Origin of the sequence: Thermogemmatispora tikiterensis, assembly GCF_003268475.1 — a bacterium.
Lineage (GTDB): Bacteria > Chloroflexota > Ktedonobacteria > Ktedonobacterales > Ktedonobacteraceae > Thermogemmatispora > Thermogemmatispora tikiterensis.
Genome location: NZ_MCIF01000002.1, coordinates 3366004 through 3392148, shown reverse-complemented (window position 1 = coordinate 3392148; position 26145 = coordinate 3366004). Strand labels below are relative to the sequence as shown.

General features: G+C 61.3%; 17 protein-coding genes and 1 pseudogene. 17 read left to right on the top strand and 1 reads right to left on the bottom strand.

What is annotated here, in order from left to right; genetic code table 11:
• A complete protein-coding gene (locus A4R35_RS13645) occupies positions 1–1503 on the top strand; it encodes a rhamnulokinase (RefSeq protein WP_112430245.1) in 1503 nt (500 codons plus the stop codon).
• A gap of 74 nt (positions 1504–1577) precedes the next feature.
• On the opposite strand, the gene A4R35_RS13640 is transcribed toward A4R35_RS13645, so the two are convergent.
• The gene (locus A4R35_RS13640; protein ID WP_112430243.1) at positions 1578–2540 is read right to left on the bottom strand and encodes an alpha/beta hydrolase; all 963 of its coding nucleotides are present in this window, start codon (positions 2538–2540) and stop codon (positions 1578–1580) included.
• 586 nt (positions 2541–3126) lie between these two features.
• Between A4R35_RS13640 and mraZ the strand changes: the two genes are divergently transcribed.
• From mraZ to A4R35_RS13560, 16 genes and pseudogenes are all read left to right on the top strand, one after another.
• A complete protein-coding gene (mraZ, locus tag A4R35_RS13635; protein ID WP_112430241.1) occupies positions 3127–3534 on the top strand; it encodes a division/cell wall cluster transcriptional repressor MraZ in 408 nt (135 codons plus the stop codon).
• Between the two features lie 139 nt (positions 3535–3673).
• On the top strand, positions 3674–4669 hold the full coding sequence (gene rsmH / locus A4R35_RS13630) for a 16S rRNA (cytosine(1402)-N(4))-methyltransferase RsmH (protein WP_112430239.1): 996 nt from the start codon (positions 3674–3676) through the stop codon (positions 4667–4669).
• Positions 4670–4856: 187 nt separating this feature from the next.
• Complete coding sequence (locus A4R35_RS13625; RefSeq protein WP_112430237.1) at positions 4857–5258, top strand: hypothetical protein; 402 nt, start codon at positions 4857–4859, stop codon at positions 5256–5258.
• A 278-nt stretch (positions 5259–5536) separates the two neighbouring features.
• A complete protein-coding gene (locus A4R35_RS13620; protein ID WP_112430235.1) occupies positions 5537–7318 on the top strand; it encodes a peptidoglycan D,D-transpeptidase FtsI family protein in 1782 nt (593 codons plus the stop codon).
• Between the two features lie 29 nt (positions 7319–7347).
• A complete protein-coding gene (locus A4R35_RS13615; RefSeq protein ID WP_112430233.1) occupies positions 7348–7734 on the top strand; it encodes a hypothetical protein in 387 nt (128 codons plus the stop codon).
• 182 nt (positions 7735–7916) lie between these two features.
• A complete protein-coding gene (gene ftsW, locus A4R35_RS13610) occupies positions 7917–9569 on the top strand; it encodes a putative lipid II flippase FtsW (protein ID WP_223258332.1) in 1653 nt (550 codons plus the stop codon).
• A 287-nt stretch (positions 9570–9856) separates the two neighbouring features.
• On the top strand, positions 9857–11011 hold the full coding sequence (gene murG, locus A4R35_RS13605; protein ID WP_189361788.1) for an undecaprenyldiphospho-muramoylpentapeptide beta-N-acetylglucosaminyltransferase: 1155 nt from the start codon (positions 9857–9859) through the stop codon (positions 11009–11011).
• A gap of 158 nt (positions 11012–11169) precedes the next feature.
• The gene (gene murC, locus A4R35_RS13600) at positions 11170–12774 is read left to right on the top strand and encodes a UDP-N-acetylmuramate--L-alanine ligase (RefSeq protein WP_189361786.1); all 1605 of its coding nucleotides are present in this window, start codon (positions 11170–11172) and stop codon (positions 12772–12774) included.
• 171 nt (positions 12775–12945) lie between these two features.
• Entirely contained in the window at positions 12946–13986 is a 1041-nt protein-coding gene (gene murB / locus A4R35_RS13595) for a UDP-N-acetylmuramate dehydrogenase (protein WP_189361784.1), read from the top strand.
• A complete protein-coding gene (locus A4R35_RS13590; RefSeq protein ID WP_112430225.1) occupies positions 13983–15131 on the top strand; it encodes a cell division protein FtsQ/DivIB in 1149 nt (382 codons plus the stop codon). Before murB ends, A4R35_RS13590 begins: the two co-directional genes overlap by 4 nt.
• Positions 15132–15466: 335 nt before the next feature.
• Positions 15467–16702, top strand: a complete 1236-nt coding sequence (gene ftsA, locus A4R35_RS13585) for a cell division protein FtsA (RefSeq protein WP_112430223.1) — start codon at positions 15467–15469, stop codon at positions 16700–16702.
• A 193-nt stretch (positions 16703–16895) separates the two neighbouring features.
• Positions 16896–17894, top strand: a pseudogene (ftsZ, locus tag A4R35_RS13580) (cell division protein FtsZ); the annotation flags it as partial.
• Positions 17895–19142: 1248 nt separating this feature from the next.
• The gene (locus tag A4R35_RS13575) at positions 19143–20207 is read left to right on the top strand and encodes an SIR2 family protein (RefSeq protein ID WP_112430219.1); all 1065 of its coding nucleotides are present in this window, start codon (positions 19143–19145) and stop codon (positions 20205–20207) included.
• Between the two features lie 39 nt (positions 20208–20246).
• Positions 20247–21572, top strand: coding sequence for an ATP-binding protein (locus A4R35_RS13570; protein WP_112430217.1), 1326 nt, complete (start codon positions 20247–20249; stop codon positions 21570–21572).
• 17 nt (positions 21573–21589) lie between these two features.
• Positions 21590–24331 carry a tetratricopeptide repeat protein gene (locus A4R35_RS13565; protein ID WP_112430215.1) on the top strand — a complete coding sequence of 914 codons (2742 nt, stop codon included), beginning with the start codon at positions 21590–21592 and terminating at the stop codon, positions 24329–24331.
• Between the two features lie 332 nt (positions 24332–24663).
• Positions 24664–26037: a radical SAM/SPASM domain-containing protein gene (locus A4R35_RS13560; protein ID WP_189361783.1), complete on the top strand. Its 1374-nt coding sequence runs from the start codon at positions 24664–24666 to the stop codon at positions 26035–26037.
• Positions 26038–26145: the final 108 nt, after the last annotated feature.

The window sequence follows — 26145 nt, the reverse complement described above, 5'->3', positions numbered from 1 at the left end:
ATGAGCGAGCGCTATCTTGCCGTCGTTGATCTAGGAGCAGAGAGCGGGCGCGTTCACCTGGCGCGCTACGATGGTCAGCGCCTGGCCCTGGAGGAGGTCCATCGCTTCGCCAACGGCCCGGTGGCCCTCCAGCGCCATCTCTATTGGAACGTGCTCGCTCTCTGGCAAGAAGTCATCAGCGGCCTGCGTAAAGCACGTCGCCTGGCTGGCAGGCTCGATAGCATCGGCGTCGATACCTGGGGCGTCGACTACGTCCTGCTCGATGACCAGGGCTTGCTGCTGGGCCTTCCCTTTCACTACCGCGACCGGCGCACCGAGGGCCTCATGGAGGAGGTCTTTGCGCGGGTCCCGCGCGAGGAAATCTACGCCCAAACGGGCATCCAATTCATGCCGATCAACACCCTCTACCAGCTCCTGGCTCACCAGCGAGAACAGCCGCATCTACTAGAAAACGCAACGCACCTGCTGCTCATGCCCGACCTCTTCCATTACTGGCTCAGCGGCGAGCGCCTCTGCGAATATACCAATGCCACCACAACCCAATGTTGGTCGGTTCCACACGGGAGCTGGGCCAGAGACCTCCTGGCCAGGCTTGGTCTGCCGACGCACTTTCTGCCGCAGGTGGTGGCGCCCGGCACCCCGCTCGGCACAGTCCAGGGCGAGCTGGCTGAGGAGCTGGGGGAGGATGTGCAGGTCATCGCCTCAGCGACTCACGATACAGCCGCCGCCGTGGCAGGCATACCCATGCCCGCCAATCCGCGCGACCGGGCCTACATCAGCTCTGGCACCTGGTCCCTGGTGGGTCTCGAACTGCCTCAGCCCCAGATTGCCCAGGGCTGCGCCAGCAACTTCACCAACGAAGGCGGCATCTTTGGCACCGTCCGCTTTCTGCGCAATGTCATGGGTCTCTGGCTGCTCCAGGAATGCCGCCGCAGCTGGCAGGAGGGCGGGCGATCCTTCACCTATGAGCAACTTCTAACGCTGGCCGAAGAAGCGCCAGCCTGGGCCGTACTCTTCGACCCAGACCATCCCCTCTTTCTCCCGCCGGGCGACATGCCGGCCCGCATTCGCCAGCAGCTCGGCGCCCACGGCCAGCCCGTGCCCGCTGCCGAAGACATTTCCACCCTCGTGCGGGCCATCCTCGACAGCCTCATTCTGCGCTATCGTCAGGTGTTAGAGCTGGCTGCCAGCATCACCGGCTGCGCGCTCCAGACTGTTCACATCGTTGGCGGCGGCGCGCAAAACCGCTGGCTCAACCAGGGCCTGGCCGATGCCACCGGCCTGACTGTCATCGCAGGCCCCATCGAGGCCACCGCCCAGGGCAACGCCCTGCTCCAGCTTGTCGGCCTCGGTGAACTGCGCTCCCTGGAAGAAGTGCGCACCCTGGCCGCCCGCTCCACGATCACCCAGACCTTTCTCCCTGACCCAGGATGGCGAGCCGCCTGGGATGAGGCCTATGCCCGCTTCACCACGCTCTTTCCTCTAACCCTCCCTCTCCAATAGCCGCGGGAATGCCGGGCAAGCAACTGCCAACAGATTGGCCTGGCATTCCCGCCTTCTGTCTGGCTCCCATCAAGTCAAGCGGAGGCAGAGGTCTGCGTGGCAGCCTCCGACCCAAAGGCTCGACGTAGCGCCTGACAGCATTCAACAATCGCCTCCTGCGTCTGCTGTAGAGGAATGGGCGGCGTCAGGAAGCCGTGAATCATACCCTCATAGCGGTGAATCGTCACCGCTACCCCGGCCTGGCGCAGGCGCTCGCCGTAAAGCTCGCCCTCGTCGCGCAGCGGATCATATTCAGCAGTAATCACCAATGCCGGTGGCAGCCCACTCAGATCCTCGCGCAGCATCGGCGAGACCCGCGGATCACGCGCCTCCTCCGGACTATTCAAGTAGTGATTGGCGAACCACAGCATATCATCGAGTGTCAGACTATAGCCCTGAGCGTTCTCCCGACGCGATGCCGTATCCGCCGTAAAGTCCGTGGCCGGGTAGAGCAGTAGCTGAAAGACCAGTGGCGGCCCCCCACGCTCACGGGCCAGGTGCGTTACCACCGCCGCGAGATTGCCGCCAGCGCTATCACCCCCGACGGCCAGACGCTGGGCATCGCCGTTCAGCTCTGCCGCATGCTCAGCCACCCAGCGCGTTGCCGCATAGCAGTCCTCGGGAGCCGCCGGAAACTTATGCTCAGGCGCCAGCCGGTAGTCGACCGAGACCACCACGCAGCCTGCACCATTGGTCAGACTGCGACAGAGACCATCATGCGTATCGAGATTGCAGATCACCCAGCCGCCGCCGTGGAAGAAAACCAGCAAAGGGAACGGACCAGCGCCCGCAGGAGTATAGACACGGATAGGAATCTCACCGGCTGGACCAGGAATGCACCGGTCCTCAACACGAGCCACCGGCTCCTTAACCTGAGCCGTGGCTAGCTGGGCCGCGATGGCCTCGCGCGCCACCTGGGGGTTCAAAGCACTGATTGGCGGCACATTCATAGCCGCCAGCCCATCGAGATAGACGCGCAAATTCGGATCGAGAGGCATACAGCAGCCTCCTGCCTTTCTCTGGAAAAGTCTCTCATTGGCCTGCGTGTAAGCTGCCACTGACCCCAATGGATGAGAAGCGGAGCAGCACACAGGCAACAGCAGCAGTATCATCATAGCTCACCATTGACGAGCGAAGCAAATCCAATATCAGGACACTCATCCCTGGCCAGCGAACATGATTGTGGGAGGGCCAGGATCGGCAAAGATCAACAGCGAGCCGCCGGCTCAGAAAATCGGGAGGGGGGAGAGCCAGCCAGGAGAGAGCGTTTGTTGGGGTGTATGATCGATAGATAGATATAAAGCATTTTAGGTAATAATTGCCCTCGTGTTAAAGAGCACAATGAATGTAACAGTAGTACTGTGACATTGTACCTGACTGCACGTCTGAAGTTATCCACAAGTTATCCACTTGAGGAGGGCCAAATTGGTGGATAACACTCTTTTCGCCTCCCCCGGATTACTGTATAATGTAGTGGGGAGAAGTGGGGGAAAGTGGTGAATTCTGGCGCTGCAGCTCAGGCTGGCAGAGCCGGCCCTTCCGCTGAGAGGAAGGCAGCTCCTCGTTGCAAGATAGAGGACGCACATGTTTCTTGGCGAATATGAGCATACGATTGACTCGAAAGGGCGCATGGCTGTGCCTGCGCGTTTTCGGGCCCAGATGGGGCGAGGAGCCGTGATCAGTAAGGGGATGGGGACCTGCCTGTCGGTCTATCCGATGCAACGCTGGGAAGAGAAATCGGCGGAGCTGGTGGCGGGCAAGAATAGCGATGAACTGCGCGACTTCGAGCGTCGCATCTATCCCAGCGCCAGCGAAGTCGAGCTAGATGCTCAGGGACGGATTGTAATCCCGGCCAAGCTGCGAGCCTATGCCAGGCTTGGCACAGAAGTTACCGTAGCCGGTGTGCGAGATCACTTTGAGATTTGGGATCGCGCCATCTGGCGGGCCTATCAGGAGAAGCTGGAAGCCGAAGGGGGCAAAATTCCTTTTTAGTTTGTTGACAGGGGTGGCCAGTGGATAGCGGATATGGCGGCTAGCTGATGGCTGCGGTGGCCAGCGTTGCAGGCTGAGGAGAGTCTCCCGGTCGCAGAGCGCTCGGCAGCGCGTACCAAGCGGTTTAAGTGAGTGGAATATGGAAGTAAGGCATATGCCGGTGCTGCTGGAAGAGGTGGTACGGTTTCTGCAGCCGCAAGCGGGCGGTCATTATATTGATGGGACATTAGGTGATGGTGGTCATACAGAGGCGATTCTTGAGCGTTCGGCTCCCGATGGCAGAGTTCTGGGTATCGATCTCGACCCCGAGGCGCTGGACCGTGTAGCACGGCGCCTCTCCAGGTATGTGAAAAGTGGACGCCTGCTTTTGGCGCAAGGCAACTTTGCCGACCTCGAACGCATCGCTGCAGCACACGCTTTTGGGCCGGTCCAGGGGATACTCCTCGACCTGGGGTTCTCGTCTCTGCAGCTGTCGGACCCGCGGCGCGGCCTCTCTTTTGCGGCGGAAGGACCCCTGGATATGCGGCTTGATCCGGCGCAGTCGCTCTCCGCTGCCGACCTTGTGAACCAGGCTGATGAACAGGAACTGGCCGACATCTTTTATCGCTATGGCGAAGAGCGCTATGCCCGCCAGATCGCCCGGCGCATCGTGCGTGAACGTGAGCAGGCGCCTATCACCAGTACACGTCGGCTGGCTGAAATTGTGACAGCGGCCATCGCTGCCGCGCGTCAAAGGCCCCCCCGCGATGGCATCCATCCAGCGACGCGCGTCTTTATGGCTTTGCGTATTGCCGTCAACCGCGAGCTGGAGAATGTGGAGCGAGCCTTGCCGCAGATGCTGAATCTGCTCAGCCGTGGCGGTGGCGCCCCGGGCGAGCGTGGCCTGGCGGGCAGGATGGTCGTGATTGCTTTTCATTCGCTGGAAGATCGCATTGTGAAAAATTTTATGAAGCGCGAGGCGACGGACTGCCTCTGTCCCCCACGGACGCCTGTCTGCGTCTGTGGGCATCGCGCGCGGCTACGCCTGCTTACTCCCAAGCCCGTCTGGCCAACGGCTGAGGAGATCAGCGCTAACCCGCGCTCGCGTAGCGCCCGCCTGCGCGCTGCTGAACGCCTGGCAGACTTACCTGCCTGAGCCCCTTCTCAACGAGGCGGCGGGCCGCTGTGATCGGTCTCCTTCTGCTGATGTCGGTGATATTGGCTCTGGGCCAGCCTCGCTAGCACATCACGGCAGAAGCGGTGTGATGCGCAACAGAGTATGCATCGCGGAGAGATGCGGACAGAAGCAAGCGAGAGCGGGAGAAGAGAAAGAAGGTCCAGCCATGCATTACGCTAGTAGTGGACAGAAAAAGGCTCCCACGCGACCCATTGTGGCCGCGCGGCGCCGCCGTCAGTTGCATCCCTTCTTTTTCCAGATGGGGCCGGTGGCGCTGACCATCAGCAGTGTTCTGTTGATCGCCCTGATGGCCCTGCTCTACCTGTCGCAGCTGAGCCAGGCGCTCAATGTGAACCAGCAGATTCAGGATTACCAGGCGAAGCAGGCGGTTCTGCAGCGGCAGAATCAGGACCTGGTCAATACCCTGGCGCAGGAGCAGTCACCAGCATATATTGCTGCCCACGCCCAGGCGCAGGGGCTGGTTCCTGCCGACCCGAAGGCTGTTGAAGTGCTGGAGGTGCCCGGTTTGCAATCGGTCCCCGGTCAGCAATCGGGAGTGGCCCCTTGATGCAGTGTTCCATCTTTGTCTGTGAGTCAGTGAACGCGTGAGTGGGTGTGCAGCCTGTGAGAGCGACCTCTGGATCGCTGCCTGTCAACCAACCAGCCAGACGAATGGCCAGGCCAATCGACAGACAGCTGGTGGATGGGCAAGGGCCTGGCCGGCAGCCAGCCCGGACCAGAGGTCCAGGGCCAGGGTAGGGGCCTGCCGGGATAGCCAGCGCGATGGATGAAGGAAGCGACATGAAGAAGACGAGGAGAAGCATTCCGCCAGGGGGAGGAGGCTAGATGAGCACGGAGGTTCGCCGCGCGCGCGCCCGGCAAATGCTCATCTTCTTGCTGGTCTGCGTTGGCATGTTTGCCCTGCTCGGACGACTCTACTACTGGCAGATCGTCGAAGCCTACAGTGGTCACAAGCTAGCGCTACTGGCCAGCCAGGAGCATATCCATGATCAGGTGCTGACCGCTTCTCGCGGCCTGATCTACGACGCCAATGGCCTGGTGCTCGCAACCAATGTGGTGCGCGACGACGTCTATATCGAGCCGGTTCAGTTCTCCGAGGACCACCCCGATGATCTGCAGGAGGCCCTCTCTCAAACTCTGACGGCTCTTCATGGCGTGCTGCCTGCGCTCCCCGTCGCCGAGACTCGCCATGCCTTCATGGAGGCACTCAGCGCCAATCGCTGGTCGCTGCTCATCGCCCACGCGGTCACCCCACAACAGAGTGAGCGCCTGCGCGAACTGGCCCTGCCTGCGGTCTTCCTGGCTCCTCAGACTGAGCGCATCTATCCCCAGGGCGATCTCGCCGCCCAGGTGCTCGGCTATGTGGGCTACATCGGCGGCAGCTCGTCCCCGCAGGGCGTCTATGGGATCGAGGCTCAATATAATAGTCTGCTCGCCGGCAAGCCAGGCAACCTGACCGCCGAGCGCGATCTCTATGGCAATCCTTTGGTGGTCGGCGCCAGCTCGGAAGAGCCACCCGTGCCCGGCGCCAATCTGACCCTGACTATCGATAGTACCATCCAGTACTTTGTGCAGACTCAGCTGGCCGCTACGGTCAAGCAGCTCGGTGCTCAGGGCGGCACGGTGGTGGTGCTCGATGTCCACACCGGAGCCGTGGTGGCAATGGCTGGCTACCCAGACTACGACCCAAATCAGTACGGACGCTACGCCGACCAGACCGGCTGTCTCCACAGTGAGGAGGTCTATCTGAATCCAGCCCTCTACTGCGCCTATGAACCTGGTTCGACCTTGAAGGCCGTGACGATGGCGGCAGCCCTCGATCAGGGCCTGATTACGCCCGATACAACCATCTATGATCGTGGCTATCTAACCTTCAACGACGGGACGCCCATGGTGACGAACTGGCAGGACCAGGCCTGGGGACGCGAGACGATGACCGAGGTGCTGGTGCATTCGGCCAACGTCGGGGCCGCTTATGTGGCCCATGACCTGCTCGGTCCCTCTCGCTATTATCCCTACCTGGCTCGCTTCGGCTTCGGTCAGCGCACCGGTATCGATAGCCCCGAGGCCACTGGCTTCTATCGCCAGCCCGGCTCGCCAGGCTGGACACCCAGCGATCTGGCACGCCAGGCCTTCGGTCAGAGCATTCTGGCGACGCCCTTGCAGGTCGCTCTGGCCTACCAGGCCATCGCCAACGACGGCGTGATGATGCGCCCATACCTGGTCTCCGCTATCGATACCAATGGCCATGTGACCAGAATTCAGCCCCAGGTCGTGCGCCGTGTCATTAGCAGTAGGGCGGCCCGTGAGTTGACCGGTATGCTGGAGGTGGCGGCGATCGATGGCTCCGCTCAGCGCGCCCTCGTCCCAGGCTATACGGTCGCCGCGAAAACCGGCACCGCCACCACGCAGGGGATCTCAGAGGATCAAACTGAGGCTTCGGTCGCGGGCTTCTTACCCGCCTCCCATCCCCGCTTCGTGATTCTGGTGAAGCTGGATCGCCCCCAGGCCAGTATCTACGGTGGGACCGCCGCCGCTCCTCTGTGGAAGGCGATCGCACAGGAGCTGATGTGGTACTACCATGTCCCACCCGATCAGTCGCAGTGATTTCTTTCTGGTACTATAAAAGGTGCAAAATGGAATTACAGGATCAGAGGCAAGAGCGTGACGATCTTGATCTACAGGCAAAGGCGCAGCGGCTGGAGGAGCTTGAACTGAGTGAAACCTGGCGGCAGTTGTTGGGGCTGGCGGGCCAACCTGGGCAGCAGGAGAAGACGGAAGCGCCTGCTCCCACCGAGCCGGTGATGATCGAACCGCTTCCCAATGATCCCTGGAGCGAGCTGGTACAGACGCGGGGCACAGAGGTCATCGATCTGCAGCGCCTGCATGCCAGCCATGAGCCACTCAGCGAGCAAGATGTGGAGCAGGCTCTCCAGGCGATCCAGGAGCAGCCGATCCAGTCAACGCAGAATCAGACTCAGGCCCGTGGAACCGACGGCCAGCCGCTGGAGGGAGAGAGCTGAAAAGGCTAGGCAAGGGGACTGATCGCCTTGTCCATCTGCCGCCCTCGGTCCCTGGCTGATCAACTGGAGGCTGGAGAGCGACGGCCCTCCGCGCCACGGACGCTATCGCAGGCCAGACCGGCTCACTGCAGTGACCTTTGTTGTTTTCCATGCTATGACAATCAAGAAAATAGAGTATTAAAATGCCTGATGAGCGTCAGCGACAAGCTCGACAAGCAAGGCCCGGCAAGCAGGAGGGGCGACGCAAGGCGTTGCCTCACCTGCGCTCGCCAGCGCTGGAGGCCCTGGCTGGGGGAGACGGCGCTGGGCAGGGCCAGAGCGAGCGCGGCAAGAGGGGGCAGCCAGCGGGTCGACCTCCGCGCAAGCCGGTCTCCAGCCAGGCCTATCTCGCCGCTGAGGAGCAGCTAAAGGTGCCCTCGCTGGCCCGCAAGAAGCTGCCAGCGCGAGCCGTCAGGCTACTGGATGGCGTGCTGGACCGCGTAGAGCAGGCGGAGGCGGCGCCGGCGCCGGCCCGCCCGCAGCGCAGCGGCTTAACCGCTGGCTGGCGCCGGCGGCTGCTGGCTGAAGAAGAGAGCGCCACCGTGACCGCGACGCCGCCGGAGCTGAGTGAGGAAGAGCAGCGCCGCCTGGAGGAACTGGAGATGCGCCTGCCGCGCGTCGCCGGCAGGGTCGATCACTGGCTGCTCATTGTGGTCCTGGCCCTGCTCTGCTTTGGCCTGGTCATGGTCTACAGCGCCAGCTCGTTCATCTCTGCCAGCCTCTACGGCGATGCCTCCTACATTTTTCAGCGTGAGCTGTTGTGGGCCGTGTTCGGGGTCATCGCCATGCTGGTGACCATGCATATCGACTATCGGCTCTGGCGCCGCTTCTCGCTGATCGGCATGCTGCTGGCTCTGGCCCTGCTGGTCCTGGTCTTGAGGTTCGGAACAAGCGCCTATGGGGCCACGCGCTGGCTGACATTTGGCTCGTTCATCTCGTTCCAGCCTAGCGAGCTGGTCAAGCTGGTGCTTGCCCTCTACATCGCAGACTGGCTGGCACGCAAAGGAAAACAGGTCAGAACCTTCCTCTATGGCCTGGCGCCGTTCGTGATCCTTGTAGGGGTCGTGCTCGGGCTGGTCTTGCTGGAAAAAGATATGGGCACCGCGGTGATTATCGCTGTTGCGGCGACGGCGATGTTCTTCTCCGCCGGCGCTAACATCGCCCAACTCCTGCTGGCCCTGGCCTGCGGCGGTCTGGTCTTTCTCACCCAGGCCTTCAGGGGATACCGCTACTTCCGCCTGCTTGGCTTTCTGGACCCGTTCCGCGATGTGACTGGCATCAACTTGCAGCTCTATCAGTCGCTGCTGGCGCTCGGCTCGGGAGGATGGTTCGGCCTCGGCCTGGGGGCGAGTCGGCAGAAGACCGGCTATCTGCCGCTACCCTATATTGATTCTATTTTTGCCATTATTGGCGAGGAATTGGGCTTTATCGGCTGCGCTACAGTGATGCTGCTCTTCCTATGGCTGGCCTTTCGAGGCTTTCGCCTGGCCCGGCGCACGCCGGATCTCTATGGCTCGCTGCTTGCCACGGGGATCACCACCTGGCTCGTAGTGCAGGCCATGATCAACATTGGCTCAAGCACGGCCTCGATCCCCTACACCGGCGTGCCGCTGCCGTTCATCAGCTTCGGTGGCTCCTCGCTGGTGGTCTCGATGGCGGCGGTCGGCGTCCTGCTGAATATCTCGCGCTATGTCCAGGAGCCGGATGACCCGCTCTTCTCGCGGCGCACGCTGGAACTACGTCTGAAGCGCAGCCGCCAGCGTGCCGCAGCGCGCGCTCGCCAGAGTGCCAGCTGAGCGCCAGGGTCACCATTGATTGACGACAGGAGGCGCGTTGAGGAGAAGATTGCAAGGTCTCATCTCCTCGCGGTAGCGAGCGGCTTGGGAATGGTCAACACAGATCATGCTCTTTTTGTTGATGAAAGAAAAAGCGAGGATACTCTCGCGTGACTCTATCAAAACGATGCCGCCGGGGGAACCAGCAGTCTGCCAGGTGCCTGGCCCGCATGGAGCCTGGGGCCAGGCCGGCCTGCTGGCGACTGGCTTCTCCGGCGAGAACCTTTTGCGCTTCTGGTAGGCAGTGTATGAGGATACTGGTATCGGGCGGCGGCACCGGCGGGCATATCTATCCTGCACTGGCGGTGGCGACGCAGCTACAGCGGACTTTTCAGGCGGAGATTCTTTATTTGGGAAGCGATGATGGACTGGAGGCCGAACTGGCCCCAGCTGCCGGTTTGCCTTTCGTGACCGTCAAGGCGGGCAAGCTGGCGCGCTATGTCTCCTGGCGCACAGTCACGGGGCTGGCACGTGTTCCCGTGGGTATTGTGCAGGCGATCGGCGTGGTGCGTCGCTTTCGCCCGCAGGTGGTCTTTACCAGCGGCGGCTATGTGGCCGTACCGGCTGGCCTGGCTGCCTGGTTGCATCGTGTACCTTTGCTGATGCATCAGCAAGACGTACCTGCGAACCTGTCAAATCGCTTATTAGCGCCGCTGGCGACATGTATCTCGCTGGCCTTTGAAGATTCGCGGGTCTATTTCCCGGCGCGCAAGACCCTGCATGTGGGCAATCCGGTGCGCCAGGCGATCCTGGATGTGCGCCAGGTATCGGTCGAGCAGGCTCGTCAACAGCTGGGCCTGGACCCACGCTGTCCACTGCTATTGGTGACTGGCGGCAGTCAGGGGGCGCGCCACCTGAATCAGGTAACCTGTCGGGCCTTGCCTGCCCTCCTGGAGCGCTGCCAGGTCTTGCATATCAGTGGAAAAAAGCTCTTCCAGGAGACGGAGACCCTGGCCCGGCGCACACTGGCAGCGCTGACCGAGGAACTGCGGGGACGCTACCGTCTGGTACCCTATCTGGATGCAGAAATGGCGCTGGCTCTGCAAGCGGCAGACGTGGTGGTCTGCCGCGCCGGAGCGGCTACCCTCAGCGAGCTGGCGGTCTTGGGTAAGCCGAGCATCCTGGTGCCGCTGCCCCCGGCGATCGGTTCCTCGCCCCAGGAAGCCAATGCGGCGATGTTCGGACGCCGTCGGGCGGCACTGGTTGTGCGCAACGACGATCTCACCCCCCAGGTGCTGGCCGGCCACGTCGAGACTTTGCTGACCAGCCCGACCTATCGCGAGGCGATGGTGCGAGCGCTCAGCGCCCTGGCACGACCGGATGCGACTGAGGCCATCGCCGAGGCAGTGGCCCGCTTGGCGGGTGTGGCCCCCACGCGCGAGGAGCAGGCCAGTCTCTGTTAAGGCCCGAAGCTGGGGCTGATTGAGCCAGCCAGGGCGGGCAAGCTGGCGAAACGCCAACCAGCCTGCGGCGCCATCCGCCCGCCCCGCTGTGACACTTATCGACAAGCTACCGTCTAAAGAGACAGGCTGCGATGGAGAGAGCAGAGAGAAAGCTGACGATGAATACCGAGTCCGAAGCAAGCAGGCAAGACCAGCAGGCCGAGCTACGTGCTCTGCTGAGCAGGCGCTTACACTTCATGGGTATTGGGGGTCAGGGCATTTCGGCGCTGGCGCGCCTGGCGCAGACCACTGGGGCCACGGTCAGCGGCTGCGATCGGGCCCCATCGGCGACCACGCGCGAGCTGGCCGCTGCAGGGATCAACGTGACCATCGGCCACAGCGCACAGCATCTGCAGGGGCAGGAGGCACTCATCATTACGCCCGCTGTGCTCGCTCTGGAGCCGGATCACCAGGAGCTGGTCGCTGCCCGGCAGCAGGGCCTGCCGGTGGTGACCTGGCAGGAACTGCTAGGTGCTCTCACCCGCGATTACTGCCTGCTCTCGGTCTGTGGCGTCCACGGTAAGGGGACGACCACCTCCCTGCTGGCCCTGATGCTGGTCGAGGGCGGGTTTGATCCTACCTGCGTCATCGGGGCGGTGGTGCCGGCCTTGGGGGCCAACTATCGCCTTGGCCAGAGCCGCTTTTTCGTCAACGAGGCCGACGAGTTTAACCATAACTTCTGGCACTACCATCCGCGCCTGACCGTCGTGACCTCGATTGAATATGAGCATCCTGAATTCTTTGCTGACTACGAGGCCTTTCTGCAGGCTTTTACGCGCTTCATCCAGGGCATGGATCTGAGCGAGCGCTGGCCGCTGCCTCCTACGCTGGTCATGAACGCCGATAGCCCTGGCTGCCTGGAGCTGCGCGCGCGCCTGGGCCACTGGGTGGGTCGCACCGTCTTCTATACTGTGGCCCCCGAAGCCATACAAGAAAAGACTGAACAACTAACGTCTATTACAGTTAAAGGAGAAAGCCCCCTACTTTTCGAAGCCCACGATCTGAAGCTGGAAGGAGAAACCAGCTTTCGAGTGCGCTTGCATGCCGAAGGAAGCCGAGGCGCTGCCAGTCAGGCGCGCTCCCTCTTTGGGGGAGAGAAGATCGCCTTGCACGTACCTGGCCTGCATAATGTGCAGAATGCCCTGGGAGCCATCGCGGCAGCTCAGAGTCTAGGCGTCTCTGAAGAGGCCATCAAACGAGCGCTGGAGGGCTTCCGTGGCAGCAGACGCCGTTTTGAGATACGCCATCAGGGGCCGCTGCCGCTTGCCGGACGGACAGGTGATGTCATTCTCATCGATGACTACGCCCATCATCCCACGGCCATCGCAGCGACACTGGCAGCGGCGCGCCAGCGCTATCCGCAGCGGCGCCTTATCGCTGTCTATCAACCCCATATGTATAGCCGGACGAAAGTCTTCTTTGAACAATTTGTTGAGGCCTTTGATGAGGCTGATGTCGTCGTCATCAGTGACATCTTTCCGGCACGTGAGCGTGATACGGGCCTCGTTCATGCCCGCGATCTGGTCGCAGCCCTGGCCCAGCGCCCGCACTTCAGCGGAGAAGGGCGCCAGGTTCTCTATGGAGGCGATCGAACGCAAACGGAGGCCGAGCTGCGCGCCCTCTTAGACGACGGCGACCTTGTGCTCATCATGGGGGCCGGCGACATCTATCTTGTGACCGAACAGCTGCTAGGAGAAGGTGGCCAGAGTCACCACCAGGGATAAGGGTCTGGCGTAGATAGCGTCGGGAGACAGAACGGGACAGCCTGGAGCAAGCCCAGACACGGAGGGACAGGACCCGGGCAAACCCTGGAGAACGGGGTGAGGCGGGTGTGGGGTCACCTTCCTGGCAAATTGATTCAAAACCTGGCAAAAGAATGGAGAATGGAAGCGACAATGACATTTGATGCGGAGAGCGCCTACGCCACGCTCCTGCCGCGCTTCGGTAGGCGGCTACGCTTGCATGAGCCGCTGGCACGTCACTGCACCTTTGGGGTTGGAGGCCTGGCAGATCTCTGGCTCTCGCTAGAGACGCGCGACGAGCTGCTGTGGCTCGTACGCCGCTGTCTGGCGGAGCGCTGGCCTCTGCTGCTGGTTGGCAACGGCACCAACGTCCTCTTTGGAGATGCAGGTGTGCGCGGCATTGTGGCGCGTATTGCCCTCAGCGATTACCGGCTGACGGAGCGAGAGGACGGTTCGGCCCTCCTCTACGCGGAAGCCGGCGTCAGCTGGCCGAAGCTGCTCAACGAGCTGGCGGCTCAGGGGTGGGGAGGACTGGAGTTTGGCCCTGGTATTCCCGGGACACTGGGAGGGGGAGTGGTCAGCAATGCCGGGGCCCATCAGCGAGATCTGTCGCAGGTGCTCGAGTGGGTGGAGGTGCTCGATGTGCGCCCTGCCCTGGCCCTGGAGGAAGGGGAGAGCGCTGAGGAGAGGGCGCCGCAGCTCCGGCGCTACGAGCGTGCTGAGCTGGAGCTAAGCTATCGTCATAGTCGCTTCCGTGCGGGGCGCCAAGTCACCTTCGATGAGCGTGGCTATCCACAACCAGCTCCACGCGCGCTCATCGAGCCAGCCGAGATCGTCCTGCTGCTGGCCATTCGCCTGTGGCGCGACGATCCAGGCAAACTGCGTGCCCTGATCGAGGAGTACAGACAGCACCGCAAGCGGACACAGCCACCGCAGCCGAGTGCTGGCTCGATCTTCAAGAATCCCCCTGGCGACTATGCCGGGCGGCTTATCGAGCAAGCTGGCGCCAAAGGTCTCTGCTGTGGTCGCGCCTGTATCTCCGAGCGGCATGCCAACTTTATCGTCAACCTGGGAGGTGCGCGCGCAGCAGATATTGCAACCCTGATCAGGGAGGCGCGCCATCGTGTACGAGAGCGGTTCGGCGTGGAGCTGGAGCTGGAGGTCGAACTGCGCGGCGAGTGGGAGATAGCATGACCGAGCATAGAGGAGAGATACGAGAGCAAATAGCTTTTTGGGAAGCCAGGCGCGCTGAGCCAGCGAAGGGCGGAGGGGAGCAGCCGCGACAGCGAGTGGTGACGACGCCTCAAAAGATCGTGCACCCGGCGGGCTGGACGGCGATGGCGGAGCGACGCGCCCAGCAGCGGCGGATGCGCCAGCGCCAGCGCCAGGCCGGTTCCCCTCTCGTAGCGCGCGCTCTCGCTCAGACAGCCGTGCGGGCCTCAAGTGGACAGATGCGGGCCATACGCTCACCTGTGGCTCGGCCCCGGCCCGGTCCCGGGCCGACGGTCGAGATTCCCCGCAGGAGCAGCCGCCTGCAGGCTCGCCAACGTCGGCGCTGGCGCAGGCTCCTGGCGGCTCTGCTTGGGTTGGTGCTCGTACCGGCGGGGCTGCTCTTCGCCTTGCTGGGACCCGCCTTTCGCATCCAACAGATTACCGTGGTTGGCACTCACAACCAGGCCCTCATTGCTCAGATTCAACAACTGGGCCTGCAGGGCCAGAACCTCTTCCTGGTCGATACGGAGGCCCTGAGCAAGCGCATTGCCGCCTTGCCATTGGTGGCCACTGCCAGCGTCGAGCGCGACTGGCCCGATCGACTGCAGGTGATAGTGAGCGAGCGGCAGCCGGTGCTGCTCTGGAAGACCGCGCAGGGAAGCTATAGCGTGGACCGCAGCGGCATGGTCCTGGCAGCGGCCAGCAGCACCCCCCAGGCCGGCCAGCTCCAGACGGTGATCGATGCGCGTGCGCAGAAGGTCACCGCGGGCATTCGACCTGGCGCACACCTGGAGGCCGCAGAAGTCTCCTTTGCTGTGGAGGTCTTTAAAGAGGTACCCGTATTGACGGGGATTAGCAATTTTACACTACGCTATGAGAGTAAAATATATGTAAGCAATGCCGGCCCTTCCGTGCAGCAGCTGCAGACGGTGAGCCACACCACCTTCGTCATCGTCAGCCCCGCCGGCTGGGTAGCCTATCTTGGAGGGCCGGATGATGTCAACCCGCTGGCCAACCGGTTGCGCGAGTTGCAGCAGATCCTCGTCATGGCGCAGCAGAAGGGGCTTCACCTGGCAACGATCGACCTGCGCTTTGGCCTGAATGTGGCCTACACTCTACAGCCATAGACAGAGACAGCAGGAAACTAGCGGGACCGGACGGGTCCGGCCTCACCGCGTAGGCGCCCCTGATCCTGCGGAAGCATGATCATGTAAAACTGACAACGTCTGTAGTGCGTCTCTGATGGACACGTGGTGCGCAAAGGAGGAAGGAGGCAGGTAGCAAGGAGGAGAGGGAGCAGCGAGGTGGTAGCGCGGTGAATAATGAGCTAAGCGAGCGTGGAAATGGGGAGAGAGCAAAGGAAGAGAGAGCCGGGGCAGGCGAGGAAGATAGCAGGCAGACAGGAAAGTGAGCGCAGATGCGTGTCCCTAGCTAGCAATGCCGCCCGATGAGGAGCTAGATCGTGCAAGAGCGGGTGATCGTCGGAATCGACGTTGGAACAACAAAGGTCTGTGTTCTCGTTGGCGAACTTGATCGTGACGGGAAGCTGAACATTGTTGGCGTTGGCACCTGCCCTTCACAGGGCTTGCGGCGTGGGGTGGTGGTCAATATAGAGGAGACAGTCACCTCGATCGCTGCAGCAATCGACCGTGCCGAGCGCCTCTCCGGCAAGCATATCACCACGGCCTACGTGGGCATTGCCGGTAGCCATATCGAATCGGAGAACAGCAAAGGCTTCGTCGCTATCACTCCGAGCCATCGCGATATCGTTCAGAATGATATTTGCCGGGCGATTGAAGTGGCGCGGGCGATTGCCATTCCGGCCAATCGCGAGATCATTCACGTCATTCCGCGCGGTTATGTTGTTGATGGGCAGGAGGGTATTAAAAATCCCATCGGCATGTCTGGCTTCCGCCTGGAGGTGGAGACGCATATCGTCACGGGCTCCGTCTCTTCAATCCATAATCTGATCAAATGCGTCCAAAAGGCTCATGTGGAGATTGAGGATCTGGTGCTGGAGCCGTTGGCCTCGGGGGAGGCGGTTCTGGCCGATGGCGAAACTGATCTGGGGGTAGTGCTCGTGGATGTGGGCGGTGGCACCACCGATATTGCCATCTACACCGACGGCGCCATCTGGCATACCGTCGTCTTGCCCATCGGCGGCAACCTGATTACAAGCGATATCGCGATCGGCCTGCGCCTGCCTTTCGCCGTCGCCGAAGAGCTGAAGGTAACCTACGGGCACTGTGATCCTTCGGCTATCGACGATGATGATATGATCGATCTCGCGCAATTCATGCCAGATTGTAACGATCTTGTGCCGCGCAAGCTGCTGGCCGAGATCATCCAGGCGCGTGTTGAAGAACTCTTCGAGATGGTGCATGATGAGATTAAGAAGTCGGGCTACGATGGGCTGCTGCCCGCCGGCCTGGTGCTGACGGGTGGCACTGCCGAGCTTCCGGGTATCCTGGAGCTGGCCGGGCAGATCCTTGATCTGCCGGCGCGCATCGGCGTCCCTCTTGGCCTGCATGGCCTGGCCGACTCGATCTGTCGCCCAGCCTATGCGACCGCTGTCGGTTTGCTGCTCTGGGGCCTGACTCACTCGTCGCTGACCTACGACGAGGAGGAGGGGCAGCAGGCTGATCGCGGCACTATGCTGTCGCGCATCGGGCGCTGGCTACGTTCGTTTATTCCGTAAGTCTTGGGAGCCTGTGAAAGGAGACGAGACCCGGGCCGCGCATCCGGCCCGACCGGCCTGGCTCTGGTCAGGGACGGTCGGGCACTGGGGCGAAGGCTGGGGCGCAAGTGGAGAGAGAGGGAGGAAATGCGCGGTGAGCGGAGCGAGAGAACTTGTGACAGGCTCGAAAGGGGGCCACGAATATATGGGATCAATGGGACAACATCAGGTTGAAGGCTTCGCCCAGATCCGTGTGATCGGGGTGGGAGGCGGCGGCAGCAACGCGGTCAATCGCATGATTCAGGCCAATATGGTGGGTATCGAGTTCATCGCTGTCAATACCGATGCTCAGGCCCTGCTGTTGACGCAAGCCCCGAAGCATATCCGTATCGGCGATAAGCTGACCCGTGGCCTCGGTGCAGGAGGAAATCCTAGCGTGGGGGCCAAGGCGGCAGAGGAGAGCGCCGAAGAGCTGTATGAGGCGCTGAAAGGCTCCGACATGGTCTTCATTACCGCCGGCATGGGCGGCGGTACCGGCACCGGCGCCAGCCCCATTGTGGCACAGATCGCCCGCGAGGTCGGGGCGCTCACCGTGGGCGTGGTGACCCGTCCTTTTAGCTTCGAAGGTAAGAAGCGCCAGCAGACGGCTGAGGAGGGCATTGCCAATCTGAAACAGCATGTGGATACACTGATTACGGTGCCCAACGACCGCCTGTTGCAGATCGCTGACAAGCGCACGCCGCTCTCGGAAGCGTTCCGCCTGGCCGATGATGTGCTGCGCCAGGGTATTCAGGGAATCAGCGACCTGATTACGGTGCCCGGACTGATTAATCTGGATTTTGCCGATGTGAAGACGATTATGTCCGCCGCTGGCTCGGCTTTGATGGCCATCGGCGAGGCAAGCGGCGAAACACGCGCGATCGATGCCGCTCAGATGGCGATCGCCAGCCCGCTGCTCGACATCGACATCAGTGGCGCACGCGGCGTGCTCTTCAATATCACCGGGGGCACCGATCTGACGCTCTTCGAGGTACAGGAGGCCGCCGATGTGATCAGCCGCGCGGCTCATCCCGAGGCCAATATTATCTTCGGAGCGGTGCAAGATCCAGCCTACGATGGGCGCATCAAGATTACGGTGATTGCTACTGGCTTTGATACGGTGCGCAGTCAGTCGCCTGCTGGCACAGGCCGCCTGGAGTACAATCGGAGCATTTTCTACCAGCCCGCAGGCCTCGGGAGCAATGGGGTCTCGGGAGGAGGCTCCCCTTTGCGCCAGCCAGCGCCGGCGGCTTCACACAGCGCATCTCAGGGCTATACGGGCTACACACCGCTGCCGGCCACGCCACCACTCAATATCGCCAACGCCCCAACCGGTCCCGGACCGCTGGCCGCGGAACATGCACGCTCCCAGCGAAGCCGCGAGCTGGCCGCGGAGCTGCACGGAGATGCCTACGGCGAGGGCTTCGATGGCGAGGATGAGGAGCTGGAGACGCCTGCTCATGGCCACCTGCCGGTCCCCGAGCCGGAAGCTCGACCGCTGCAGCGTCCCGAGCAGCGACCGCAGCGCCAGATTCGACGCCTCGATCCAAAGATCTCCGACCTGCCACGCGGCAATCGGGGGCCGGCGAGCGATGTAATCGATATTCCGGCTTTCCTGCGGAAACGCTGACCAGGCCTGGCTGCCACTCCCAGGCGGAGCCACCACAGCCTGTGACGGGAGCAGCTGCAGCTGCTCCCGCCTTGCCTTGTTTCACCTTTTATCCTCAAGAAATATCTTTCCTCTCACTTCTCTGATACATCTCCTCAAAAACCGCCTCTCTTATACATTTCTCACCGGACGTATTCCTGCGCGTTGGCTGACAAACTCGGACCGCCGACTGGAAAGTCTGGCGAGGCCTCTCTTGGGCGTCTGCTAATTGCAGTAGCTATTTGCCGTAGATAGGTGATAACAGAAGGACGGTGTTCTTAGCAGCTCGCTTGAGGAGCGAAGTGCCTTTCTTCGCCTGGGACCCGAGATGGTTTTTCACTATAGAACCAACGCCTGTCGGGATGGCTGTATAGAGAGAGGAAATCAATTGGCAAAGATATCTAATGTAGTTGATACGCTAATGGTTGACATAATTGCTGGTTTCTAACACAATATAAGCAGATATCCTCTGTCTTTAGACTGAAACGACAGAGAGTGAGACAGACATTAAGCGAGCCAATCTGAACAATCCTGCCTGCTCAAGGTGAATCTGGTGCGCCTGACAGATGCCGAGCAACGCCGATCTGCTGAGCTGGAGGAGAAAGCCTGCTAGAGCGGTGCTGAGTGGACGAAGCGAAGGGCGGGGGATCTACAGGGTATCTAGTTGAGGTTGGGGCAGTCCTGCTCCTGAGCACATGTGGTGCTGGAAAGGACTGGATCGGTCCGTATATTGGCAAGCAGGTACTCTGAGAAGGCAGAGGGAGAAAGAAGATCATGCCCCGACGAGATTCCAGTGAGTCTAGCATCCCTGAGATCGCCAAGCTGCTAGACATTCGCAAGCAAGGTGGCTCCGGGATTGTGCTTGTGCTAGGGGCGCGGGCTGGTGCCTTTTACCGCCTGAGTTCGACCTTTCAAGAGATGATCATGGGCTTCAGCGAGCGCAGTCTGCAAGGCCTGAGCAGGCCCGCTGCCTTTGACGAATGCTACCGCGTCTTGAACGAGCACTCTTTTAGCGAACGCGATCTTGATTCTATCTTCCAGGCAGCCTTGCGTGATGTTACAGTCACTGATGCTGACCTTTGCCTGGCAGATCTGGTCAAGGAGGAGTATTTTAGCGAAATTATCACCACGAATATCGACGATCTTCTTGAGCAAGCCTTCAACCAGGCAGGGATCAGGGAGGGGCAGCACTATGAGGTCTTCATCCCGGGGCGGAGCTATGAGCAGCGTTTGCAGCATCCTGAGCGACGGCTCTGCCGCGTGATCAAGGTATTCGGGGATCTGGTGGCTCGCGTCTATGATGCCAGGCGTCAGCGTTCCTATCTCGATCGGCAGGCCAGGCTCAAGGAGCATCTCCAGCAGGTGCTGGGGAGCGACATCCTCGTCATCGGCCTTGATCCTGTCTGGGATGCCGAGCTGATCGATCTGATCCCTCTTGATGGGGGACATAGCTCAACCTGGTTTGTCAATGAAGATGTGCCGCCTGCAGAGTCGCGCCTTGCCCGTGTCTTCAACGCTCGCCAGGCGCTCTATCTCACTGGCTGGGATGGGCACTATGATAACTTTCTGAAGGCGCTCTTCTGGCATCTGAAATCATCGATGCCAACCAATATAAGAAACTTCGTTGATATTCTTAGCGAATTGCGTAAAATAAATAGTGAATATAAAATTTCGCAGAGAGAGAGACGTGAGACACAAGAAATGCTTCAGACTACCCTGATGCAACTCAGCTCGCTTCAGCAGCAAACAGAGCAGTGTTTTCAGCTAGTCACCTCTGAGCTGTCCATGCTAAGGGAGCAGTTAGGCTCATTGCAGCGGCTGCTTCTTCGGGAAGACTAGTCTTTTCACTGTAGCGCATAGTGATTCGGGAGATCTGGCATGGAAGGCGAACTGTTTGTGAACCGAGAATTCGAGTTACATCTCATTGATGAGGCGCTGCAGACATTGCAGGACCGGCAGCGGCTCTTGCGGACGCCTGTTGTGGAGCTGTGCGGAGTGCGTGGCATCGGTAAGACGGCGCTGCTCCGTCAGGTTCAACAACGCTGTCAAGCGACGGATGTGCCGTTTATTTGGGCTGAAGCCGGGCGGGGGGAGAGTCTGCTGGAGCGCCAAATCGTCGAGCAGGTGCAGCGCTATCGGGTTAACCTGAGCAGGGCAGAAATGGACAGCTCGGAGATGCTTGGTCCTGGGCTGCAGCGGGCGGTGGAGGCATTGCGTCTCCTTGCCCAGCGAGGGCGGGCGGTCTTGCTAGTTGATGCGGTGGATGCCGGTAATGAGCGCCAGGTGCGCTGGCTGGAAACTCTGCTGCGTGAGCTGTTGAAGGAGTATACGCTCTTTGTGGTCCTGGCGTCTCCGCGTCTGGTTTCCTTCGAGCGGGAGCGTTCCGTCGCACGGAAGGTAACGGTGCTGGAGCTCGGTCCCCTTGATCGTCCGAGCTGTGATGTTTATCTGCAGAAGGTGGGGCTGCCACTGGATGCCGAGGTGCGGGAGCTGATTTTCTCCTGGACGCGGGGCTATCCTCTGGCGATGGAGGTTCTCACCGAGGCCATCCGTGGCGGTCTTGATCCTCGTCAGCCCGCTGATCGCCTCCAGTTGCTCCAGCTCTTGATTGAGCGAGTCGTTCGTCAGGGAGTTCTGCACAAGCTGCCGGCGGAGGAGCGTTCCGCCTATGAGAGGCTCTTACGTCTACTCTCGGTGCCTCGCCGTTTCAATCTTCTCATGTTGCAAGAACTGATTGAGCAGTTTGCTCCTGAGTGGGCGCGTGAAAGCCCTTTGGCCTATTTCTTTTTGCCTCGTGAGCTGAACGACAGGACAGAGGTCGTGCGCTGGCACCTGGACCGTGCCGGCTACGCGGTTGAGGGGCCGGTGCGCTGGCTCTTCTTGCTGGCCTTGCAGATTGAGCAGCCTGAGCAGTTTGCCTTGCTCCACCGCTGGCTGGCTACCTTTAACCAGCGCCTGGCTGGGCGCGTCAATGGCTCCGACCGTATCCGTTATTTGCGCGAATGGCTCTATCATAGTGCTTTCAGCCTGGAATCTGCGGCGCTGGCTGAGGGAATCCGGGAGCTACTGGCGACTCTGTCTTGGGAGACCGCTGAGGCTCGCGTGCAATTTGTGGAAGAAGTTCGTCAAGACCAAGAGCTGCTAGAGGCCCTGGGGCAACATGCCCAGGACATGCTTACAGGGCTGCAAGCCCTCGAACACTAGGGTGAGGGAAGCGTACTATGGAACGCCTAGGGGTACCCGCAACGTTTCTCGGACGAGATCGTGAGCTTTCTCTTTTTCTGGACTGGCTGGCGAACGTCCAGTCCGACGCTCCCTGGATTCTCTCTGTTCATGATTCCGAGCCGGACCCTGCTCGTCGGGGCGGCATTGGGAAGACCTGGTTTCTGCGTGCCTGTGTTTCGCTGGCGCGACAGCGCTTTCCCCATCTGGCCGTTGTCCAGGTGGATTTCTTCCGTGTCGCCGATCGTGATCGCCTGGTGATCGCACGGCGAGTTGTTGAGCGGCTCCAGGCAGCCTATCCGCGCTGGCAGGCGCGAGCTTTCGCTGAGACTCTGGAAAGCTTTGCCTCCCAGGGCTATCTCAGTAGCCTCTACCCGGAGAAAGATGTGGCCGATATCCGCATTCGTGATAGCCTCTCGGAGGCTTTGGCGCGCGATACGCAGGAATTGCTGCCACACTTGCCTGAGAAGGAGCCGCAGCTCTTGCTCGTCTTTGATACCTTTGAGCTGGTCGAGCGCAGTCCCCAGGTAGCGGTCTTGGGCCTGGGACAGCTCTTCCCCGAGCGCTATGGCCTGCCTCAAGTCAAAGTGCTCCTGGCGGGGCGCAATCCGCTGGATTGGCAGCATCCAACATGGCATGGACGTGAGAAAGAGGTGCTGGATCTGGCGCTACCTCCTTTTTCGCCTGCTGAGGTGCGCCTCTATCTGGCGCGTGAGCTGGCTGAGCTGCCCGATTCGGCAGGCGCAGGTGAGGCCAACGGGGCCGCTGCCGACTCAGAAGCGTCTATTCTGGCGGCAGAGCGCCAGGCTCATTCTATGGAGCGTCTCTATGAGCTGACGGCGGGTCGTCCTATTTTGGTCGGACTGGCCTGTGATCTGCTGGCAAGGCGCCTGCTCACGCTGGATGAATTGGTGGCCTTCCCGCAAGGGCGCTTTGAGGAGCAGCTTGTGGTCCGCATTAACGATTTGGAGCGCCCGCTCAACTGGCTGATTCTGGTGCTGGCTCATGTCTACCATCGGTTGTCGGTTCCACTTCTCTCCTGGTTGCTGACCCAGGTCAGGCTCACGGAGGCCGGCGAGCAGGTTACTGTTGAGGAGTGGCTGGCAACCCTGCGGCAGCTCTCGTTCGTGCGCGCCGCCGGCGAGGGGGATGAGCTGGCACTGCATGATGAGATGCGCCGGCTGGTGGTGCACTATTGCTGGGAGCGTCAGGACCCCGATCGGCGCTTTCGCCGCGAGCTCAGCCGGGCTGTGATTAGCTACTATGAGCAGCAGGCAGAGCAGTCGCTCGCGGAAGCAGAATGGCAGGCCAGTCGGGTGGAGCTGCTCTATCATCGGCTGACGCTGGACCTGGAGGAGGGCTTGCAGTGGTTTGAACGTCTCTTCTCGCCTGCCTTTCTCAGCTGGCGCAGCGGCTTCGCGCGCACGCTGCTGGAGACCGTACGCGAGTTCGACTCCCTGCTGACGCCGCCGCAACGCTGGCGACTGCGGGTGTGGGAGGCGCGCTTGCTCCGCATTGAGGAACAGCCCGCTCAGGCGCGCTTGCTGCTCCAGGCTTTGCAGGAGGAGGCCGATCCGGCCTGGCAGGAGGCCCAGCAAGGGGAACTGCTCTATGAGCAGGCCCGCTGCGCGCTGCAGCTGTACCGCTTTCGGGAGGCGATCGAGGCCTATGAGCAGTGTCTCCAGCTGGCCCAGCGCCGTGGGGATGAGGAACGGGCCAGTATGTTACAGGGCCAGCTCGGTTATCTCTATCGCCGGCTGGGCCAGTGGGAGGAGGCGCTCCACTATTACTATGCCTCGCTGGCCTATCATCAGCAGCGGGGCAGCCTGGCCTGGTATGCCAATCTGCTCAATAGCATCGGGCATGTCTATCGGTTGCAGGGGCGGGTCGAGGAGGCGCTGCGCCTCTGTCTGCTGGGCCTGCGCGTGCGGGAGGAACTCTGGAAGCAGGGCCAGCTCGATGAGCGCGCGGTCGGCCTCTCGCATAGCACGCTGGCCCTGATTTACCTGGAGCATGAGGAATTGGTGCAGGCGGAGCAGCATTTCCGCCGGGCCTTCGAATGCTATGCCCATGTGGGCTATCGCAGTGGCCTGGCAGCCACCTATAACCGCCTGGGGCAGGTGGCTCTGCTGAAGGGACAGTTCGAGGAGGCCACGGCCTTGTTTCGCCAGGCTGAGGCGCTGGTGACCGGCTTTGATGAGGAGGTCTTCATCAACAGCCAGTACTATCAGGGGCGGGTGGCCGCAGCGCAGGAGCGGTGGGAGGAGGCGGTGACCCACTTGCAATGCGCCTGTGAGCATGCGCGCCACGTGCAGGATCGCGCCCAGCTGGCGACCAGCCTGGTCGACCTGATGGAGGCGCTTTCCCACCTGGGTCGGCACCAGGAGGCGCAGGCCGCCTGGCAGGAGGCGCGCACCATCGCCGAGGAAGAGGGCTACCGCTTGCTGCTGGGGCGTGGCGAGGAGGTCCTGGGGAACCTGGCCTATACGGAGGGCCGTTGGGAGGAGGCGATCGCGCACTATGTCGAGAGCTGTGCCTGGATGACGCGCCATAATTTCTTGGAGTACCAAAAAGCGCAGCGCCGCTTGCTGGAGCACCTGCTGGCTCTGCCGCTGGCAAGCGTCCCCGAGGTGGCCCAGTGCGTGCGCGAGGGCTGGCGACAGCGGGGTCTGGCAGAACGCTATCCCGAATTAGACCAGGCCTGTGAGGAGGTTGCTCGACTGTTGCGTGTCCCGGGCTAGCCGGTGCGCTCTGTGGGCCAAAGATCCTCTGCCGTCCTGATCTCTACTGGCCCACAGACATCATGAGTTGTCGCTGCAAATCTGGTAGTGCGATCCTGCTGGTGATAGTTGTTATCACTCAGTTCTTCAGGAGGTGACACGCACGAATGAATGTCTGGGTTGATCTTGATCCGGTGTGGAAAGACTCTCCGGAGGCGTGGACCTCTGACGATTGCAGCGAAACCGGTGAATGTGGCCTTGGCGACCCACAGGGGTGGAGAGAGTTAGAGGCGCTGCTCTCCTGCCGGGACCAGCCTGAGGAGTGCCTCAGCTCTAAGGTAGGGCAAGGGCAGTTGTGCCTACCAGCTTCCCTCTATCAGAGCGAGTGCACTGCTGGGCGCTGGCTGATCTGCAATCCCGAGCAGCTGATAACAGGGCACCTGGCTGTGCTGGATGGCGAGGCGCTGGCTCTGCTCCACTCCTTTGAGCAGCCCGCCTCGCCCGCTGAAGCCGCCCTGGCCTTTTCTCGGGTGCCCCCTGAAAGCCTGCTCTCGCTGCTGCGCTTATTGGTCGGGCTGGGCTTTCTGCTACCTGTGCAGGCTGATCCGACTCAGCACGGCTCTTCCTGGCCGAAAGAGGAGGGCATGATCCTCTCCGCCTGGCTGCACATCACGAATGCTTGCAATCTGGCTTGCCAGTATTGCTATGTCCACAAAAGTTCCGAGCATCTGGCTGAGGAGACCGCCAGACGGGCCGTCGAGGCCATCTTTCGGTCCGCACGGCGCCACAGCTATCGAGCAGTGCATCTGAAGTACGCCGGTGGCGAGCCAACATTGCGCCTCCGCCAGGTGCTGGCTCTGCACGACTATGCTCTTGCTCTGGGGGCAGAGGCCCAGATCAAGGTAAGCGCCTCCTTGCTCACCAATGGAGTGGCCCTCAGCGAGCGAGCGGTGGCCGCCCTGAAGGACCACCATATCAGGGTCATGCTGTCGCTCGATGGCCTCGGTCGGCAGCATGATCTGCAGCGCCCCTTTGGGCATGGTCAAGGCTCGTTCGCCTACGTTGAGCGCGCTCTCAATCGCTTGCTGGCCGCAGGTTGGCCTCCGTCTGTGAATGTGACCGTCTCACGGCGCAACCTTGCTGGCCTGCCTGCCCTGCTGGACTATTTGCTCGAGCGCGATCTTCCTTTTGCTTTGAGCTACTACCGCGAACACGATTGTTCTGCTAATATTGATGATCTTCGATTTGAGGAAGAGGAGATGATTGCGGGCATGCGAGCTGCCTTTGCGGTGATCGAGAGGCGTCTGCCGCGTCGTCGCTTGTTCAGCTCGCTGCTCGATCGGACCCATCCCGGTCTGGCCTCTCGCTACGCCTGTGGCATGGGGCGCAACTATCTGGTGATCGATCAGCGCGGAGGGGTGGCAGGCTGTCATGCTGCGCTCGGGCAGACGATTACGACCATTGCAGCTGAGGACCCGCTGGAGGCGGTGCGTCGCTCCTCTGGCTCTGGCGAGCTGCGTGCCCTGCCTGTTGAGGAGAAGGAGGGCTGTCAGACCTGCCGCTGGCGTTATTGGTGTGCGGGTGGTTGTCCTTTGCTGACCTATCGTCTGACTGGACGACTCGATGTCCGATCGCCAAATTGTGCCATTTATCAAACCCTCTTCCCTGACGTGCTGCGCCTGGAGGCTTTACGTGTGCTCAAGTATGGGACGCTGTTTACATTCTAGCCTGAGAGAGGAAGCGCAGAGAGGGCAGGCCACCTTGCTCCACGCTCGTCTCTGCTCTGCTCTGGCCATCTGTTTACGCCGGCGTGAGACGCGGCTGCTCGGCAGTTG

Bases quoted from the DNA above. Each gene is read 5' to 3' on its own strand.
- A4R35_RS13645 (WP_112430245.1), top strand. From the start codon at position 1: ATGAGCGAGCGCTATCTTGCCGTCGTTGATCTAGGAGCAGAGAGCGGG.
- A4R35_RS13640 (WP_112430243.1), bottom strand. From the start codon at position 2,540: ATGCCTCTCGATCCGAATTTGCGCGTCTATCTCGATGGGCTGGCGGCT.
- mraZ (WP_112430241.1), top strand. From the start codon at position 3,127: ATGTTTCTTGGCGAATATGAGCATACGATTGACTCGAAAGGGCGCATG.
- rsmH (WP_112430239.1), top strand. From the start codon at position 3,674: ATGGAAGTAAGGCATATGCCGGTGCTGCTGGAAGAGGTGGTACGGTTT.
- A4R35_RS13625 (WP_112430237.1), top strand. From the start codon at position 4,857: ATGCATTACGCTAGTAGTGGACAGAAAAAGGCTCCCACGCGACCCATT.
- A4R35_RS13620 (WP_112430235.1), top strand. From the start codon at position 5,537: ATGAGCACGGAGGTTCGCCGCGCGCGCGCCCGGCAAATGCTCATCTTC.
- A4R35_RS13615 (WP_112430233.1), top strand. From the start codon at position 7,348: ATGGAATTACAGGATCAGAGGCAAGAGCGTGACGATCTTGATCTACAG.
- ftsW (WP_223258332.1), top strand. From the start codon at position 7,917: ATGCCTGATGAGCGTCAGCGACAAGCTCGACAAGCAAGGCCCGGCAAG.
- murG (WP_189361788.1), top strand. From the start codon at position 9,857: ATGAGGATACTGGTATCGGGCGGCGGCACCGGCGGGCATATCTATCCT.
- murC (WP_189361786.1), top strand. From the start codon at position 11,170: ATGAATACCGAGTCCGAAGCAAGCAGGCAAGACCAGCAGGCCGAGCTA.
- murB (WP_189361784.1), top strand. From the start codon at position 12,946: ATGACATTTGATGCGGAGAGCGCCTACGCCACGCTCCTGCCGCGCTTC.
- A4R35_RS13590 (WP_112430225.1), top strand. From the start codon at position 13,983: ATGACCGAGCATAGAGGAGAGATACGAGAGCAAATAGCTTTTTGGGAA.
- A4R35_RS13575 (WP_112430219.1), top strand. From the start codon at position 19,143: ATGCCCCGACGAGATTCCAGTGAGTCTAGCATCCCTGAGATCGCCAAG.
- A4R35_RS13570 (WP_112430217.1), top strand. From the start codon at position 20,247: ATGGAAGGCGAACTGTTTGTGAACCGAGAATTCGAGTTACATCTCATT.
- A4R35_RS13565 (WP_112430215.1), top strand. From the start codon at position 21,590: ATGGAACGCCTAGGGGTACCCGCAACGTTTCTCGGACGAGATCGTGAG.